This is a genomic window from Dyadobacter sp. CY351, assembly GCF_021502625.1.
GTDB lineage: Bacteria > Bacteroidota > Bacteroidia > Cytophagales > Spirosomataceae > Dyadobacter > Dyadobacter chenhuakuii.
Map to the genome: position 1 here is coordinate 41,241 of NZ_JAKFFU010000003.1, position 17,235 is coordinate 58,475.

The 17,235-nt window shown below is 39.9% G+C and carries 19 protein-coding genes; 2 read left to right on the forward strand and 17 right to left on the reverse strand.

The window, feature by feature from the left end; translation table 11 throughout:
• Positions 1 to 756 precede the first annotated feature (756 nt).
• The 10 genes from L0660_RS05740 to L0660_RS05785 all read right to left on the reverse strand — a co-directional run bounded on the left by L0660_RS05740 (position 757) and on the right by L0660_RS05785 (position 8,522).
• A complete protein-coding gene (locus tag L0660_RS05740; RefSeq protein WP_235158547.1) occupies positions 757 to 1,197 on the reverse strand; it encodes a hypothetical protein in 441 nt (146 codons plus the stop codon).
• Positions 1,198 to 1,368: 171 nt separating this feature from the next.
• The gene (locus L0660_RS05745) at positions 1,369 to 2,709 is read right to left on the reverse strand and encodes a tyrosine-type recombinase/integrase (protein ID WP_235158548.1); all 1,341 of its coding nucleotides are present in this window, start codon (positions 2,707 to 2,709) and stop codon (positions 1,369 to 1,371) included.
• A 287-nt stretch (positions 2,710 to 2,996) separates the two neighbouring features.
• Positions 2,997 to 3,524, reverse strand: coding sequence for a hypothetical protein (locus L0660_RS05750; protein WP_235158549.1), 528 nt, complete (start codon positions 3,522 to 3,524; stop codon positions 2,997 to 2,999).
• A 19-nt stretch (positions 3,525 to 3,543) separates the two neighbouring features.
• Entirely contained in the window at positions 3,544 to 5,106 is a 1,563-nt protein-coding gene (locus tag L0660_RS05755; RefSeq protein WP_235158550.1) for a DUF4373 domain-containing protein, read from the reverse strand.
• Between the two features lie 68 nt (positions 5,107 to 5,174).
• Positions 5,175 to 5,702: a hypothetical protein gene (locus tag L0660_RS05760; RefSeq protein ID WP_235158551.1), complete on the reverse strand. Its 528-nt coding sequence runs from the start codon at positions 5,700 to 5,702 to the stop codon at positions 5,175 to 5,177.
• Positions 5,703 to 5,727: 25 nt separating this feature from the next.
• Entirely contained in the window at positions 5,728 to 6,891 is a 1,164-nt protein-coding gene (locus tag L0660_RS05765; RefSeq protein WP_235158552.1) for a site-specific integrase, read from the reverse strand.
• Positions 6,888 to 7,193 carry a helix-turn-helix domain-containing protein gene (locus L0660_RS05770; RefSeq protein WP_235158553.1) on the reverse strand — a complete coding sequence of 102 codons (306 nt, stop codon included), beginning with the start codon at positions 7,191 to 7,193 and terminating at the stop codon, positions 6,888 to 6,890. Before L0660_RS05770 ends, L0660_RS05765 begins: the two co-directional genes overlap by 4 nt.
• Positions 7,190 to 7,744 carry a hypothetical protein gene (locus tag L0660_RS05775; protein ID WP_235158554.1) on the reverse strand — a complete coding sequence of 185 codons (555 nt, stop codon included), beginning with the start codon at positions 7,742 to 7,744 and terminating at the stop codon, positions 7,190 to 7,192. The genes L0660_RS05770 and L0660_RS05775 overlap by 4 nt, the downstream gene beginning before the upstream one ends.
• Before the next feature lie 120 nt (positions 7,745 to 7,864).
• Positions 7,865 to 8,215 (reverse strand): hypothetical protein, encoded by a 351-nt coding sequence (locus tag L0660_RS05780; RefSeq protein WP_235158555.1) that lies wholly within the window; start codon positions 8,213 to 8,215, stop codon positions 7,865 to 7,867.
• Positions 8,216 to 8,234: 19 nt separating this feature from the next.
• Complete coding sequence (locus L0660_RS05785; RefSeq protein ID WP_235158556.1) at positions 8,235 to 8,522, reverse strand: hypothetical protein; 288 nt, start codon at positions 8,520 to 8,522, stop codon at positions 8,235 to 8,237.
• Between the two features lie 127 nt (positions 8,523 to 8,649).
• On the opposite strand from L0660_RS05785, the gene L0660_RS05790 reads away from it, so the two are divergent.
• Positions 8,650 to 9,654, forward strand: coding sequence for a helix-turn-helix transcriptional regulator (locus L0660_RS05790; protein ID WP_235158557.1), 1,005 nt, complete (start codon positions 8,650 to 8,652; stop codon positions 9,652 to 9,654).
• A gap of 46 nt (positions 9,655 to 9,700) precedes the next feature.
• Here the strand turns inward: L0660_RS05790 and L0660_RS05795 are convergent, their stop codons facing one another.
• The 6 genes from L0660_RS05795 to L0660_RS05820 all read right to left on the reverse strand — a co-directional run bounded on the left by L0660_RS05795 (position 9,701) and on the right by L0660_RS05820 (position 15,344).
• On the reverse strand, positions 9,701 to 10,090 hold the full coding sequence (locus L0660_RS05795) for a hypothetical protein (RefSeq protein WP_235158558.1): 390 nt from the start codon (positions 10,088 to 10,090) through the stop codon (positions 9,701 to 9,703).
• A 34-nt stretch (positions 10,091 to 10,124) separates the two neighbouring features.
• Positions 10,125 to 11,528, reverse strand: coding sequence for a tyrosine-type recombinase/integrase (locus L0660_RS05800; protein ID WP_235158559.1), 1,404 nt, complete (start codon positions 11,526 to 11,528; stop codon positions 10,125 to 10,127).
• A 319-nt stretch (positions 11,529 to 11,847) separates the two neighbouring features.
• Positions 11,848 to 12,036, reverse strand: a complete 189-nt coding sequence (locus tag L0660_RS05805) for a hypothetical protein (RefSeq protein ID WP_235158560.1) — start codon at positions 12,034 to 12,036, stop codon at positions 11,848 to 11,850.
• A gap of 988 nt (positions 12,037 to 13,024) precedes the next feature.
• Positions 13,025 to 13,441, reverse strand: coding sequence for a hypothetical protein (locus L0660_RS05810; RefSeq protein WP_235158561.1), 417 nt, complete (start codon positions 13,439 to 13,441; stop codon positions 13,025 to 13,027).
• An 835-nt stretch (positions 13,442 to 14,276) separates the two neighbouring features.
• Positions 14,277 to 14,696, reverse strand: coding sequence for a hypothetical protein (locus tag L0660_RS05815; protein WP_235158562.1), 420 nt, complete (start codon positions 14,694 to 14,696; stop codon positions 14,277 to 14,279).
• A 225-nt stretch (positions 14,697 to 14,921) separates the two neighbouring features.
• The gene (locus L0660_RS05820; protein ID WP_235158563.1) at positions 14,922 to 15,344 is read right to left on the reverse strand and encodes a hypothetical protein; all 423 of its coding nucleotides are present in this window, start codon (positions 15,342 to 15,344) and stop codon (positions 14,922 to 14,924) included.
• Between the two features lie 165 nt (positions 15,345 to 15,509).
• On the opposite strand from L0660_RS05820, the gene L0660_RS05825 reads away from it, so the two are divergent.
• The gene (locus L0660_RS05825; protein ID WP_235158564.1) at positions 15,510 to 15,890 is read left to right on the forward strand and encodes a hypothetical protein; all 381 of its coding nucleotides are present in this window, start codon (positions 15,510 to 15,512) and stop codon (positions 15,888 to 15,890) included.
• 958 nt (positions 15,891 to 16,848) lie between these two features.
• Here L0660_RS05825 and L0660_RS05830 read toward each other — a convergent pair.
• Positions 16,849 to 17,172 (reverse strand): nuclear transport factor 2 family protein, encoded by a 324-nt coding sequence (locus tag L0660_RS05830; RefSeq protein WP_235158565.1) that lies wholly within the window; start codon positions 17,170 to 17,172, stop codon positions 16,849 to 16,851.
• Positions 17,173 to 17,235: the final 63 nt, after the last annotated feature.

A 17,235-nucleotide genomic window follows, 5' to 3' on the forward strand; every position in this document is an offset into this window, starting at 1 on the left:
AAGGGTTATCAATGGTGTCTATGATTGCGTGATAATCATTCGTGGGTGATTGTCTTTGGTATCAGTATTGTTGCTTTAATATGCGCCTCGTTAGAAATTGATTCTAAGAAAAGTTTCCTTGCCTGCTTCTGTTTCTTCATGATCAATTCCCCATGATTAATGGATTCAATTTATAGCAAAGATCATCTAATGATGTGGAAGCCGGGACAGACACTCTTGTATGGTCCTTGATTATGTAAAGAGGTTGAGATCCTACGGATAGAGTTACCGATTTTCCCCAAATACATTCTAATTGCAATTGCGACTTAGGCAGCGTTCGGATTTCCCCTCTGGCTACCACTCTAAGCATACTACCAACACTATAAAATTCCGCTGGCGGATATGGTGGTTCGATAGCATCTGTGAAACTGAATGCAGCAATGCACGCTACTGTTAGAACTGATTTTAGAAAAAGGCTTCTCATGTGTGAAGATTTGATAAATTATTTCGTGGGGCGTATAAACTAAAAAACCCGCTATTATAGCCGGTCGGTATTTGGTGAGTGAATGAAGTAGCTTTTTACTAAATTCTAACATTGTCCTGCCTTTGAAAGTCTCCCTGTCCTGGAAATAGTGAGGCGGCAATTTACCGCCCCGTATTTAGTTTATCTATCAGTTTCTTTGCCATTAATCCAGAGTGGATGCGCATTTGTGGATGTGTGACATTGGGGATGGACGCATAGGCATACGCACCCGGCTCTGGATTAAAAGCGTTTAGTTACTGCGCTCCTACGGCTGTGGTAATAAATTTCGTTGATTGCGTTCCCGATCCGGTAACTGCTACTCTGTAATATAGAAACTTGCTCGGTTGTTCCTTAAAGAGTTTTGTTTGTGTTGCCACGTTTGCAAGGTTAAGGGAATCGGCAGCGCCTAGTGCTGCTGCTTCTTGTACGCGTATCCATGCCTGTTTATCATTTGATCCGAAAACACGAACAACGCCCGCGGTAGTACCGGAAATTTTGGTAGCCGTTACCTGAATACTCAAAACAGAAGCCCCGCGGGTTGCTTTCAGGATTTGGTTTTTTACGCCAGCGTTAACAACTGTGTCAATCTTAGTGCCGTTGTACTCTGAAATGAACGAGGATACCGCTTTTGTTTGAGCGAATGTTGAAACCGAGGCAAAGCAAAGGCCGATAAGCAAAAATGCTAATTTTTTCATTTGTCTTTAAAATTTTCTGTTTTGGTTGAATTTCTTGTGTCGGGCTTCACCCCGGTCTGTATGTAAAAATACGATTAACGATAGAGATTATCTAGTAAAACCTCATTTATTTGCATAAATAATCGGTATTTGAGTTGATTTATAGATAAAATATCTTTATGCACTATGTTTTTAAGCATTCCTCACTTCACTAACGTACGTCGCTATACGTTTTACTTTGTGGTCGGCTGCTGCGCTAGTAATTTCTCCGGGTTGTCTATCACCAAATAGAGCCCGGATCAGTGACGATTCTTGAACTACTACATACGCATTGGCTTCTTCTATGGACTTCCAGCCCATGATCTCGAGGACGTAAACTGGGTTTATCATACGGACGTTAAGCAAATAATTCGCCATGGTCTTTCTGGCTGTGTGGAAGGTTATTTGTTTTTTCACCCCAACTAGACCAGCCACTTCGTTTATGATTTTTCCTACATCTTTACTGAGAAGGTCAAAGGGTAGATTCTCTAACTTGCCGCCGTATTTTGAAATGATTCTCAAAGGTTCTGGTAATAGTGGTACACGAAAAGATGTTCCGGTTTTCTGGCGGCGGCCTTTCAATATATACACGCCTTCCGACTCAATCAATGTACCCGGCTCTATTTTGTTGACTGCTTGTTTCGCTGCTACTTTGGCTTCTCTATCCTCCGGATTCATTAAAAGATAGTCTCCAATGGCTAGTCCTGTCCAGCAACAAAAAACGAACGCATCCCGATACCTGCTTTTTCTCTCGTCTAGTTCAATGTCAGAGAACTGTTTTAGCTGGCTCGGCTCTAACCAAAAAGGAATGGTCTTTTCACCCTCTGCTATTTTCAATCGTTTTATGTTCCGTGCGGGGTTTTCCGCTATTAATCTCATATCGACGGCGTAATCAAATATTTTTTTGATCGTCGGCATCATCTTTATGACAGTTGATTTAGCCCACCTCAAAGTAGCCAACTTTTGGAAATTTAAAATATCCTCCCCGGATAGGTTCCTGATTGGCGTTTCGTGCAAATCTTGTTTTTCTAATATTTCATTTGCATTGCGGCGGTATCCCCTGTATTGCTCGTAGGTCGATAATCCCACACCGGTTCCTATGGTCTTTTTCATATCTGTGAGAAACGAATCAAAGATGTTTAGATAGGTCGGATGCTTGGTAATAACTCCATTTGCTATGTGATCAGCGCCTTTGAGTGCAGCACGGACTTCTGACTTTGTTAGAACCTTTCCCTTTGCTTCGTATTCTAGGTGAATCTGATTGAGGATTTTATTTATCTCATTGATGAACATTAAGCACACTACGCCGTTCTCAGCGTTTGTTTTGGGACGCTGCTTCTTTTGATCCCATTCGTTGGCATTGAGTTTAACGTTCGTCACGGACGTTAAAAGGATTGTTCCGCCGACCTTTACACGGCAGTACAGGATGCCTTTTTTAACTTCGGTTTTTGACGAGCGTAAATAGTAATTGATATGCAGATTGTTTAGCAACATGATTTCCTGATAGTTAAAATGTTAGATTAATGAATTGATATACTGCTCACTGTTCTGATAATGAACTGTGCAAAAGTTTTCTTTGGCAAATTCTTCGTATGCCGGATGCCAGGCTGGGATATGTAGTAAACATTCCGCTGTGTTAATATCCAGGTCTTTCACGAATTGTAGTAAGTCGCTGTTCTGCTGCCAGTAGTTATAAACTACTTCCCGTTTCCTGTGGCTGTATATCTTGACAATTGATTGTAGCGCCGGGGCTTCTGTGATGAAAATTTCACAAGCTAAATTCATTTGAATTCTTCTAGCTCTGCCATTCTCTCCATCTGTCCGGTGGTACACACTATACCAGCGGCGGTTAGGTCGGCAATTAGAAATTTGATTTCTAAGCTCTTCAAACGGAAGGGTAGGAAGTCCACCTTCTCGACATATAAATACTTGTCTACGAACTCTCGTTTACATACCCATGCGCGTAATATTTCGCCTTCTAAGTTGCGGATGTTGGCAGGCGTGAACATTTTACCACGTGGGAATTCTTCTGACTCAGGCATAAATTTATGCTGACAGGTTTTGTAAACCCTGACCTTTGCAATAAATCCGAACTTCTGGTATTTCTCTATGAAATCAACCGGTTCAAATTGCGCGTGCATTACTTCGTCTTTTCTACCGAACATGCTAATGAACTGTTGGCGGGTTAATGAAGTAAGTAAATCATAGGCGCTGCCGTCTTGCACATTCATTGCAGCCGCTAGCCATGTTAACTCAACCAATTGGGAGTTAGTTTTTGTCAGTTTGTTGTATGCTTCTAGGTTTTTCATTTAACTGTTTGATTGAAAGTTAGACATATACGGATGGAGATATATATTTTTGATCTTGCGCCTGTGGTATTAGTTCGTCGGGAAACCCTGATTTTTTGTGATAAATGGAATCTACACGATGAAAATCAAATGGTTGACCAATTTGTTCGGGGAATTTAGAGCATTGATAGTCATATTTTCTTTGCCTTTCTAGCCGTTCTTCTGCTATCTCTTTTGCGTTTCTATCGCTATATTCTGGCTTATCATTTAAATACCTACGCTGCGGTTTAGGTAATTTTGCTTTCTCTTCTTCGTAAAGGGCTGTGAAAGAATACCAGCCTTTACCGATCGCTTTATCAATCATTGCAATTGCTATCGCCTCGTTTTTCTCGCTACCTAGCATCTTTAACTGCTCTTCAAAGGTCATTTTAGTAATAGACCTTTTAGACTCATTCAGGTAGGTTATCCATTTTGTCCAGGCTACGGAAAAAGAATCACTACTGTAAGGCTTTTCCATTTCTGCTGGGTTGAATACTTCTTCTTTTTTTAATTGGTCGAAGCAGCCAAATTTCTCATGATAGACTGATATAACCTCGGGGAAATCTATTGGCCCACCAGTGGCTACACCCATCATTCCGCGAATCCTCAAATCGTAGTTCGATTTTCTTCTTTCCCTTTCGAGCGTAACTTCTGATGACAATTCAACTATTGCCGTTTCTTTTGTCTTTTGCGCCGGGTTAGCCATGATTTTATCTACTTCGTATTGTGGTAGATCAAATACGCCCTGATAATCTCCAATGATCGAACGCTGTAACATTTCGAGCGCCACCGGCTCCGGGTACTTCTTTAGTTTATTAAGAATTGCTTTTACGGCTAATTCAGTTAATGGGGCGCTCTTCTTTTTTCCTACCGCCTTAGCTTGTCTCATAGTACAGAAGTCTTTCCATGTCTCCCTGAACTCTTCAGAAACAAAAGGAAGATCAATAATTAAAGGATCAAAAGGCGCTATATTTATAATAGGTTTTTTAATCTTCTTTTCTTCTTTTTTCTTCTCTTCTCTGTTCTTCTCTTTTCTTTGTGTACTAAATTCCTGCTTAGGCGTAGTTTCTTCTTCAATTGGTTTAGTTTCTTCTGAAATAACTACGGTTTCTTCTGAATTAACTACCGTTTCTTCTTTCTCAATCAGCACTTTTTTTTTATCAAAATCATCGTCGTCTAAGAGATTATACTCAGGCATTATCTTAGATTTCCTTTTAGCTTGCTGGCTAATCCTATACCATGTCGCCTGAATTTCCCGGCTGGTTAAAATCTGAAACTCGTCATAAAGGCGCTTACTAAGCAACTCTCTGTTAAGCATGGAATTAATAACACCGTTGACTTTTTCGCTTGTCATTTGATGACCTATGCGCTTTGCGAATACGACAGACATATCATTACTCCATTTGGTAAAATAACCCTCTCTGTAAATCCAGGAAAATAGTCTAATAGCCACGTACCCGCCTTCTATTCCGCGATCCTCTTCAACCAGCAATAATTTCGGCTCGTCGAAGAAATCGACATCTAGCGGAAAGTATTCTAGTCCCTCAACTTTTGGTCTTGCCATGATAAATTTTGGCCTATGTTAATTTATTGATTTACTATTTGATCGGCGGGTGAGTACGGGCATGAAGATTAAACGAAAGACTGTTTTTGTAGTCCGTCTAGCTTTTCGATTTTAATCAGAGGTTTCTTAGGCGTTTTTATAGGCCTAGGAACAACTTTGTCTGTAACGTTGGTAATCGTGTCCGGTAATAGATGAACGGCTCCTACGTATTGAATCATCGCCTTTCTGAGTTGGCAGAAAAACGAATGATCAGGGAAGGTTTCAAAGTCTCCGCACTCATTGTAATAGCAATCGAAAATATCTAGGATTGTTTCAATTACTGCTGTGGCGAACTCCTCACCCTGCCAGAAAAACACGTCCGGGGTGGTCTCGAAAGAACCTCTTTCTATTCCCTGGCGCATATCTGAAAACGCATCCAGAAATGTTCGGTGCATCCAGGCAACGGTGGATAGCTCAACGTTTCGGAAATTGTCTGGAAGTGGTTCTCTTGATCTGAAATCGTAGTAGTAAGATACGGCGGTGGTGAAAGTTTTTAGGAGCTTAATTTCGCCCTCAGCGTTAGGCATGTTTTCAATAAAGAATTTTGTTGTTTTCATTTTCCTGCTATTTTGATGTTAAGTTTTACAACGCTTTTTCTTTCCACTCGGCGAAAATGCGGCGCTCATTTACCGACCCGTAATGCTTTATTTGTCTGGTGCTAGTATGGCCTAGCATCGCTGCTACTGATTCATGGCTCATATTAAACTCGTTGAGCGCCATATCGGTAAAAGTCTTCCGCGCCATCTTGTTAGTTAGGTTCTTTTCGATGCCTACAGTTTCGGCTACCAGTTTTAAATAATCGTTCGATTTTTGACCTGAAATCCGGGGAAGGTTCTCGATGCCCCCATATTTATCGATTATTTGCTTTGCATAAGAGTGGAGCGGTATAGATGCGCCGACCTTGGTTTTTACACGCTTAATCTTTAACCATTCAGAACCATTGATAATATACTGATCGGACGGTTTAAGTTCTTGATAGTCGCAGATGTGCAGTCCGGTGTAACACATGAACAAAAAAGAATCGACAACCTTTTGAAGTTTAGTGGACCAGGCATGACTTTTGAGTTTTGCCACTTCGCCAAGCGACAGACATGTGATATCAACTTCGCTTGTCCATTCTAACGACATACCTTCGAATGGATTCGTGCTAATATGGCCCTCTCGAATTCCAAATCGAAACAGCCCAAAGCAAGCCTGTGTGATTTTATTACAATAATCATTTTTTAAATCTCGCTGCTTCAACCACCGCCAGAAACCAGAGACATGTTTTTTATCCACGCTAGATGCAAGTAAATCATCGCCCAGGTATTCAAGTAAATAACGATAACATCGTTTGTATCTTAGAATGGTCTTTGGCGAGCGGTCTTTGGTAATCAATTCATCGACAAATGAGCTCGCCAGGCGTGAAACTGGATAAACGAGAGATAACTTACGGTTATATACGTCAGCTACCTCTTGTGCGGATAAGACGCGACCCTGAGACCTTTGAGTTTGAAAAATATCTTCGATTTCGTAGCGGATTGCGTTCAGCTTTCTGTTGCACTCTCGGGCTGCTTCGGTCGCTCCTTTGACTTGCTGGCTTTTGCTATCCCATTTGATAGATTCAATCGATAGGCCGGTAGCGAATTCTCTAGCCTTTTTACCATTAACTCGGATACGACACGCTACACCACACTTACCTGAACTATTTATACTGGCCCTCCGCTGTGCGAATCTGACTCTAATTTTGTCAATGCTGGTTCTCATGCTTTCTTAAATTTTGATTTTGGTGAAACCCTTCCTGATTCCATGTACTTGATAAGGTCCTCAGTTTTGAAATATAGGCGCGCGCCTACGTAGTGATAAGGAACCCGTCCTTTTAGCTTGTAAACATGCTCTTCCGAACAGTCTAAAAACTCAGCAGTGGCCTTTACGGTCTTGTATGGATTACTTGTTGAAGAAACCTCTTTAAGTCTTTCTTGATAATATGAATGGAGAGAATCCACTTTCTCATCAATAGCATACAGCCGTTCTAGCATCATCGCCTGGATATTTGGGATCTCTATCATAGCTCTGCAATTAGTGCTAGTGAATCCTTGAAAGGTCTTTTAAGCAGGATATTTGCTCTAAGAGTGAGCATGAATTCATTATAGCGAGAAAGGCAATCGTATATATCCTTCTGCTTCAAGATGGCAACCAGTTCGGCGTACTGTTCAATATCATTGGGTAAGTCAGTGACACTGCCTTTATCACATATTATTGAAAACAAATATTGTTGCGCAGCTTCTTCACCTATGATTTGCACATCTAAGTCCTGATCCATAGCCTCTTCGAAACGTCTGTAATTACCGTTAACGGCATCTATCAGGCAGTCAAATACAAATCTAGTTTGAAGTGCAAGGTTCTCCATTTGCGCCTTCGCCTTAGCGCCAATTAGAAACTCCTCAATAATATTCTCAATTATGTGTTGAAGCGATGCGTCCAATTCTTTGTTCCCTGATTCCTCGCATTTCCATGCGTTGAGTAAGAAGTAGGCGGAATTCGAGTGTTCGGAATTGTGTTCGATGTTTTGGTATGCCGAATCCATCAATGCCAAGCTAATTAAAGAGTTAGTATTCATTTTGATGAAAGTTTTTGGACGTAGCTTTCCTGTAAGGATTTCGGCTTAATCCGGTTGAACAATGGGTAAATAAGTAATTAGAGTCTTTAATTTAGCAACGTATCTCAGTATACGCTTTCGCTAAATTGCAAATGCTTTTGATGTTGTAAGCCTGTTGAATTCTTCAAGTTGAGTTTGCAATTCTGCGATTTGAATCGCTTGCTGCGTCTCTGCCTCTTTTAAAATTTCTGTGGCGATTGAAAGAAAGTATGCCATTTGTTTAGCAGTGGGCGAACCCTTGCCATTTCTCCAATTTGAAACAGTTGGTCTCGCAAATTTAATTTTCTTAAAAAACTTCGCGTTAGCGCCGGGGAATTTATTGATTTTTCGGATTGTGGCGGCTATTACATCGCTTGCCATTATCCCTTGAGGTGTACCTTCATCGCGCTTAGCGGAGGTTCTTGGGGCTGTCAAAATTTCTGTTTCGTTCATTATGCGTTGATTAAATAGTTTATACTGTAAGCAAATCGTTTAGCTTAGAGATTGCAATGAAGCACCTCCGATCCGTTTCCTCCTTGGTCTTATTTAGCTCGGCAATTACTGAAGTGGCGGTATTAATGAAATTGAGTTGTGTTGCGGTATCTGGAACAGCAACGCCATTTTTCCACTGAGTTATAAGAGATCGACTCTTTTCAAGTCGGACAAATAGCAGCCTGTTTCCTCCGGAATACTGGTTTACTTTGAGAATCGCATCTTTCACGATCACCGAAAAATTCAATGGGTTTTCGTATCTATTCATAGTTTTTTAGGTTAAACATGTCCGAATTATACCGCTCATCCAGGATATGTTGTAAACAATGCGAATTAGCATTACCTTTATCACCAAATCCTTAACGCTAGTAAAGATAATTAAACATTTGCTGAAAGTGAAAGAAAAATTTAGTAAAAATTCAGAAATTTCTGATAGGATTCGGCAAGTAATTGATTATCTAGGGGTTACAGTTAAAGAATTTTCGGAAAATTTAGGATTTAACCGTCCTCAAAGCATTTACGATTATCTTAATGGTCGAGTAAAGCCTAGTTTTGACTTTTTTAGCAACTTTCAAAATTCAGCATATTCTGAAAGTGTAGATTTAGCGTGGTTGGTCAGTGGTAAAGGGCAAATGGCTCGTGACCAAGGGAGTTTGCCGAAGGTTGAAATAATTGATACTGAATCTGGCGAGGATAGTTCGGTAGAGGCGATAATAAAAGAACAATTACTTGCCGCCTTTCAAGAAATGCATATCTATGCATCAGCAAATGCTTCTCCGGAGGTTTTAGCTGCAAAGCAATCGGCGGTTCAACGCCTGAAGGATGTTTATTATTCGGTTAAGTTAGATCGGGCTGAGAAGTCGCTTGTGGTAGGTGATGCGGTTGGTTTGGAGGGTGAAATAATTAAAATTGAAGACGGAACGGAATTTCGCCATTTTGGTGATGAAAAATACTTGGTAGTCACTCCATTTATTGATAGGTTCGCGTACGACCGATATGTTTTGGAGTGGTCAAGTAGGCAATACATTGATGAGCTTCCAAAATATGCAATCGTAGTAGACAAACTCCAATTCGGCGTTTATAGATCTTTTGTATTAGTTGATAATGCTATGGACAATGGTTTGAAGGGATCATTATGCAAGGGTAGCGTTGTAACAGCTCGAAGAGTTGATCAAAAGTACTGGAGGAGCAAATTGGATCCTCATAAGTTTCAAGATTTCATTATACATAGCAATAGGGGACTGCTAGTGCGAAGGATATCGTCGCATGATCTGGACGAGGGAGTTTTAACTTGTTTATCATTAAGTGCAGACAAGGATCTCTATCCAGACTTTAGTATAAATCTGCCCGACATAAAGGAAATTTACGCCATTGCCTACGTAACTAATGAATGGTCTTAATACGGTTAATCCTGGTAGCCTAATTATTGGGCTACCAGCTAAGGACTTAATTTAGATAAAACCCAGAAACTTTCTCAATCATTCCCCTCCATAAAACGTTTGGTTTCGGTTTCGTGTCTCCTAAAAATACTGCATCTGCAATATGGATGTATGAAGCATTTTCTTCGGGCAGGTCCTGATGTTCGATTGTTTCCTTAATGTTTTGATCGATCATCATGTTTAGGATCTCGTTTTGCATACTCCCCTCGGTTAGTTTTTCGGCGCGAGGGGTTGTAACAATACTGCGTATCTGTTCTAGGTACGCGTGACAGCTTATCAAGTTACCACTAATAACGCTGCCTTCCGTAGTAATTGTGATTGGTAGCTTCTTGTCTGTCCCATTGATGCCGACTACGATTTTTTCTAGTAGCCAGTCTGCTTCGGTTTGAAATAACATATGTTCGTTTAGTTTAAAATATGGTGATTAGGTACTACTGATTTGTTTTTGGGTCTTTGGGGACAAGATTTGAAAGGTAGGATTCCGTCGTCTTGCCTTCAATTGAACCAATATACTTTTCCGTCGTCTTCATTGATCCGTGGCCGAACTTCTGCGTGATGTATTTTAGTGGCGCATTCGCCGTTGCCATAGTGGTTGCAAATGTATGTCGGGCTTGATAAGTGTTTATCTTAATACCAAGTTCAAGTTCTTTTGCTATTCGGTTCATGTGTGTATTGATGTTCTTTGTGACCTGGTTAACTATCCGTTTTTCACGGTCTGCGCTTACATCGGCAGGTAGGAAGGAGAAGAGTCGAGCGCCTGGTGATCTATCGGTGTTGCGCCACTTCTCGAGTATTTCTTTGATTTCTGGTAAGACTTCGATAACTATCTTCCTCATGTCTGTTCGCTTTGTGTCAATCGTTTTGTCGCGGTAGAAGGAAATGGTATTCGTGCCAAAATCTAGGTCTTCATTTTTTAGTTTACAGAGATCCATTGTGTTTATGCCGTTAGCCATGTAAATAAATAGCCAAAGGTCTTTCCACATTTCCCTCGGCGAACCTGATACTGGCGCTTCATACTGAAAAAGTTTTAGTAGTATTTCCTCAGATATAGCCTTTTTGGTATTAAGCACAGACGCCAGTTTAAATCCTGATTTGTGTGCCGTTTTGAATGGGTAATTTTCTTTGCTTACTATGCCTGAGTCAATCGCCTCATTCCATAAGATGCGGATGTATCGGCAGTAAATAGAGGCTGTCGAGATAGACGCAGGTTTTGCTGGGTTGTCTGGATTCTTCGGCGCTTTCCCGAATTGCAGCATCCATTTTTCGTAGTTCCGTAAAAAGTTCTGGGTGATCGCCATAATTGGTAGTTCAACAGATTCTACGCTTTTAGCTAGCTTGGCGTAAACTGCGTATCTTCTTAGACTTGAGGCAGTCGAAAGGTGTAGATTACCATTGCTTGCGTCACCTTGCTGAATTAGCTTTTGCCCCCTGTTTTCCAGTGCCTTTATAATGTCGGCGTTTGTAGGCGTTTTGTCTTCCGGGTTGTAGTTACCTGCTATTGTCTGCGCAAATATCTCAAACGTAAAGTAATCTTCTATCTGAGCTAATACACGCTTACCTTTGGCAGTTACTGATTCTTTTCTTACTCCTGATATAGTATCAGTATACTCGTCGCCATAAATCATGTTCCATAAGTTGCGCTTGGCGTCGTCCTTGATTCTTCCCGAGAGAAACTCTTTATTTGCTTTAAGAAATTTGACGTCTTCCTCATCCAGTATTTCACCTGTGCTATACGCCTTTTGTTTACCTGAATAGTAGACGTGCCATTTGACGGAGTAGCGGCCTTCCGGCATATTGCGGCTATCGAACAGAATTGATATAGATGGTCTTTTCATACACTAACATTGTGACTAACATTGAAAATAACATTGTAATATTAGCTATTCAAAACGAATGTATACCAACAGAATTGGAAGAAAGTTTGTTATATGCTTATAATGAGTTGTTTATGGGAACGGCAAATATGAGAAAATCCTGTGGACGAATGCATGTAACTGACTTGTAATCAGTAGGTCGTTGGTTCGATCCCGACTGGGGGCTCTTGAAAATGCGGTTCGCCGCTCCGAAGCACTTAGCATTAATTTGCTAAGTGCTTTTTGCTTTACTGTAATAAAAGTTGCAATAGTTTTTTACAAGAGAAGTTGTGTCGGCGGGTCAGTTGTACGCATGCTGTTGATGATTGATATTGCCGCTGTCTATTTCTGCGACCCTAGAAAATTCACTCAATACAATGACATCTCCGTTTGCGAGCTCGTCAAGGATCAGATCAATCTTATGGTCGAGCCAGGAAGCTCTTCCGGAGACCTTACTTAACAAACTGGACTTTTCTAAATTATATCTCATTGTCAAGGTGTAGTATGTCGGCTTTGTTCTTTTCAAGATCTTGATCTAGCGTAGACTCACGTAATTACGAGCAATTTCAGTTTATTTCTGAGCGATTAGATGAAAACCTTATTTAAGTACTTATTTTATAATAATAGCAATGTAATATCAAACCCTTTTCACTGAATCATCCTTACCATTTATATAAACGTTTATTTTATAATGGATTAGCACTGTGTTGTCACCGAGGAAGCAACGCAGGGCACAGCCAGAAATTCGGGCATTTTGACCGGCAGGATTTCACAGAGTGCTGCCAGAAAGCTTTTGAGTAAACGTTTGGTTATGAAACTGAGATTAGCGAAACCTTCAAATATTGGAAGGTGATGCCGAATGGAACAGCAATGGAGCGTGCCGCATCCTTCTCTGTTAAGTCAAATGAAATGCCGATTACAATCCACTCCGGGTCTGATGAGACGCATTCCCAAAGTATTTTTTTTGTTTTCAGATAATTCCAACACCTTCATTTTTGTGGCATAATTATCCCCAAAGTCAAACTCATTTACAAAACCTAGTTCCGGCTTAACAATCAATTCTACTGTCTAGACAGCGCTCAGGCCTTCTTGGGTTGTTATTGCTTTGTAAATATCCGCAATGGGTGATTTAATGTAATTGATGTGCTCATTTTTTCCATTTTTTATGACTTGTTAATAGAAATACAAAATTGACAATTGATATCCAAGCTCGCTAGGCATATGAGACAACCAAAGGGGAAAATCGGACAGTTAAGAGTAAAATTTAAATAGCACAATCAAAATATCCCGTTGTTATTATGGAACATGGCAAATCCGAGAATTTCCTTCCAGAGTTTGTATAACATATTTCAGGCTAAATAAGGAAACACAGAACAAGGGGAGACAGGGTTATATTAAAGTTCTTTGAATATTGCAAGGAGAGCGCACTTTGTAAGACTGTGGATTTTTGACGCAGTGCTTATAGTCCGTACCCAACATTATCCTGCGGGTGCAAAAATCATAGCCAACAAAAATGGAGCGGTTATAGCGATTGATATTATTAGCGCCTTCCAAATTTTCTTATATTCATAATTGTCGGAAGGGAAATATTTTTTAAAAAAATACTCAGATAAGATTGCCCCCCATACCATATTGAAAAGATACGAAAAAGAGCCGCCTTTTGTATGGAAGTTGTTTACAATCAGTATTGTTAACACAGTAAAGACAATTGAAATCAGCAAAATAAGATTGGCTTCTTTCTTACTACCGCTGTTTATTAGGTTTTGCCGTAATAAAAATCCTCCGAACACCGGGGAGAAAAACACTGAGAAACCCCAAATTGCTCTTTTTGAGTAAATTTTAACTGTATTTTCCTGGTTAAAGCTTGGTGTTGTAAGGTCGTTTTCTTCTGTCATATTTTTATTAGTCTAGGATCAAGTCGGAACTGCCAAATCTTTTACAAAGCATATTATTGGCGAAAAGCTGGATAAAATTCAGTGGACGTATTAAGTGCTATGCATTTGAGGTTCTTTGTACATGACCAATATGAGCTAGAATTCCAATCTTATCGCCAGGTTTCAATTCATTTACAATGTTCTCTGCCATTAACGAATCCCTCAGAGTTGCTCTGCGCCTCAGAGGAGTTTTCCGGATTGTTCAGCAATAGGAATTGCTTGTAATTATCTACGCTTTTGCGAATAAGATTCTTTTCCAAGCAAACTGCTCTATCGATTGATAAGTTGTTAAATATTTGATCGCTTAATTCTAAGAGTTCTGCAAAATCTCCCTTGTAGAATGAGTGGTTGTACATCGCATTATCCAAGAGCCGATAGTCGACTTCTGCAAAGGGGGCCTCGATTCCTATTTTGGTCAATCCACTGGATTTGAATAGCGCCTTAATCAAAGACATTCTTGCCTTGAAAAACTCGGAGGTGCCATGAGACTGCTCCCCGATTCTTAGCACTTTAAAATTTGAATTAATTTCACCTGCCAGGTCAAAGGCGCATAACTTGATAAAACTGATGAGTCAAGAATGATGGCCACATTCTTGATGCGCTCCAGAAGGCGGTTATTTTGGCGGCATACTTTATCAGCTAAGAGAATTATGAACAATAAAATGACAAATCGCATTGACAACATAATAAGTGGGACCGGCTTGATTTCAAAGATCGGTGCGTAAAAGCTTTTGACCAAACGTTTGGCTATGAACGTGAGCAATAAACAAACCTTCTCATATTTAGGTGACCTAAACTACCTATTTCCATTCTCCTTGAACCTGTAGCGTATCCCCCAACTTCCCCTAACGATCGTTGAACCTTCATAGACGATAGGTGCCAATTCTATATGAAATCCGAAATTTTTTGAAGAAAAAGGGAAGAAATGAGCCCCGATAGGCACAACGAGTCCTGCAATATTATTAGCTCGACCTCCTAATCCAACATATACTTCCACGTCTTTTTTATTAATAAACTGGTATGTTGCCACTGCTTCTACCGACATATTTTCCAGATTTGTGTCTACTCCCAAGCGGAGTTCCGGAACAAACCGGTCTGCCACTTCATAATTAAAGCCAATGAAAGGCAAATTGGATTGGTGAATGCTTACGCCGAATTGCGCGAAGGAGGAATTTATAGAAACAAAGCAAAAAATTAATACTAATAGCTTACGCATGCGCTGGATTGCCTAAATTAATTGTATTTCGAACAAACGGATTAATTTTCATAAGTACAGAAAAAATTTTGGATTTTGATAACTTTTCTGACGATGAAGTCAAAAGGAAATATGGAAATACAATTTCCTAAACCTACTTATTAGTGCTAGACACGGGGCTTTGCCGATTGCGTTCCGGAGCAGATGGTATAGGTGAAGTGTCTCGTAATGTAAGTTAATGGAGCTCTACTTAATTTTAACCGATTCTATTATCTGCATGAACGTATTCTCATTACGGCTTCTACCCAAAAGTGTCAATTGGATTACCCCTAAATTATAATAGATACCGATCAAACCTTCGCCAGGTTTTCTCGGCCTCACCATCTTTGTTGGGTAACCATCCCGATTACTTTCTGTAATGATATGCGTTTTTGATGTTTCAGCAGTAAATCGATAAGAGTACATACCATAATCGTATGTCAGAGTATCCTTGCCATCGGTAACACCTCCCACCTTAGAATCGTAGCCCTGGGCGCTGAATTCTATCCATTTTGAAGGTGCTTCAAGTGTGAATGTGTCGAAATCAAATGTTTTCCATTCGCTTCTTGGTTCTTCCTTATTGCAGGCCAGCATTAGGCAACAAATTGTCAGAAATACAATGGTTTTCATAACATCTGGTTTAATGGTTTTTGTGAAGAAACAGTTTTTAATCAAATAGTTGCAGCACCGAGATTTACTTACTTATTCTCTTTCAATTGTCGTAAATAACCTCAGGTATTTTTTTGTAAAAGAGAGGATCTTACCTTCGCAAATTACGATATCTCCATACAAGCTATGAAACAGACATTATTTCTATTTTTGATCGCTGCCAGCCTGATGGGCTGTGAAAAATTGGGTCTGAAAGATGAAGAATCTACCCATCAGGTATCAAATGTTAAAAAAGACGAGGACTTTGTTATTGAAAATAAGAAGCAGCCAGCATTTGTTCACTTTAATATTGAAGGACAGCTAAGTCATGATGCTAAGCTGGTCTGGTCAGATAGAGCACCCGGAGCCGATTCGGTTTTTATAAATCCCAATGAAATTTCATTGCCAAAAGGAAAGGTAAACATTGCCGATGTTCGAGGAGATTACTACGGTAAAAAGCTGTATGTCAGGTATGTACCTTTGAATGATTCTACCTCGGGCGCCTTGCAAATAAAAATTAAGATATAAGTTCCTCATTATGAGTTTAATTATAAGTCTACGTGACAGGTTATTGTTGACTTCTGAGACATTGGAAAAAATGAATTTAACACCTTTGCCTTTTGTAGTCACTTCCGCGAAGCTCAGATAGTAGCGATCCATTTTCTAATCGCATACCATTCTCACGAAACGTCCGGGAGTGTTGCAACTCTTTTCTCTGTTGTTGCAGTCCTCGATGATCGAACTGCCTGCCGAGAATCCAAATGTCTATTACTTCCTTGGTAGTGAGAAGAAAATGTTGGCTATAAAAGCGAGTTGAGCTACTGCGAATATGACAAGGAGCGTAAAAGGATTAATAATCCAGAATGACGGCACTGCGACAATAGTGAGAATCAATATTGTTGTCGTAAGATGTAGAAGGGAGAATATGTAATTAGGCTTTTTCCCTGCCTTTTCAAGTAACCAATATATCATTCCAAAAGACAAAAAAAGTATGGCTAATGCGACAGCATATTGGCCTACAGTGATTACATAATAGGTGTCATACAGCTGAAAATCCATTATATCCTGCGCAAATAACAATGCTAGTAGTATAAAAATGGGTATGCTTAACCAGCATAAGACATAAGGCGATGTCCAGATAAATGTTCGCTTGCTTGAAATCATGTAGAGCTATACTTTACTTGACAAAATAAAACATCAGTCAGTGATAAAAATCTGGATGTTATGCACTATCAATAATGATTTAATACTTTTTTGATCACTGCAATTTCGTAACTTCAGCAATGCAAGGAAAGAAAAATTATTCAGAAACCTTTTCATATGCTTCCAACTTTCAGATAGGGTTCCCAAGGAAAATTTCTATCACAGGCTCAGCGAAACGCTCGATTTGCATTTTTTATACAGGGACACTCGCGAGCTGTCTGGCAGAACCGGCAATCCATCAATCGACCCCGTTGTTTTCTTCGAATTGATGCTGAGGTGATATTTAATCAGTAATCTGTAACGAACAGATCAAAGAAGCATCCAATTCAAGATGATACTTCATAACAAGTGGACTGCCGAGAAATCTGCCGCTTACTTCCAGAGTCAGTTTTCCTTTTGAGCCGGTTTGAATATAATCAATGGGAGTGAGCTGCATATTATACTTTTCCGTCGCTTCTTGTATCCACCCTTCAATTTCTTTCCTACCCGAGTAGGACGAACCTTCGTCGGAAACGGTTGCGTGTTCTGTAAAGTAATTGGCAAATGCTGTGCTGTCTAGATCGTTTTGTGCTTTAATAAAGCCTGTAATATTTTCTGGAAGTTTCATGATTTTGAATGTTTATGTTGATTTAAAATGGCTTTTTTATTGAATGAAATCTTGATAAAATCT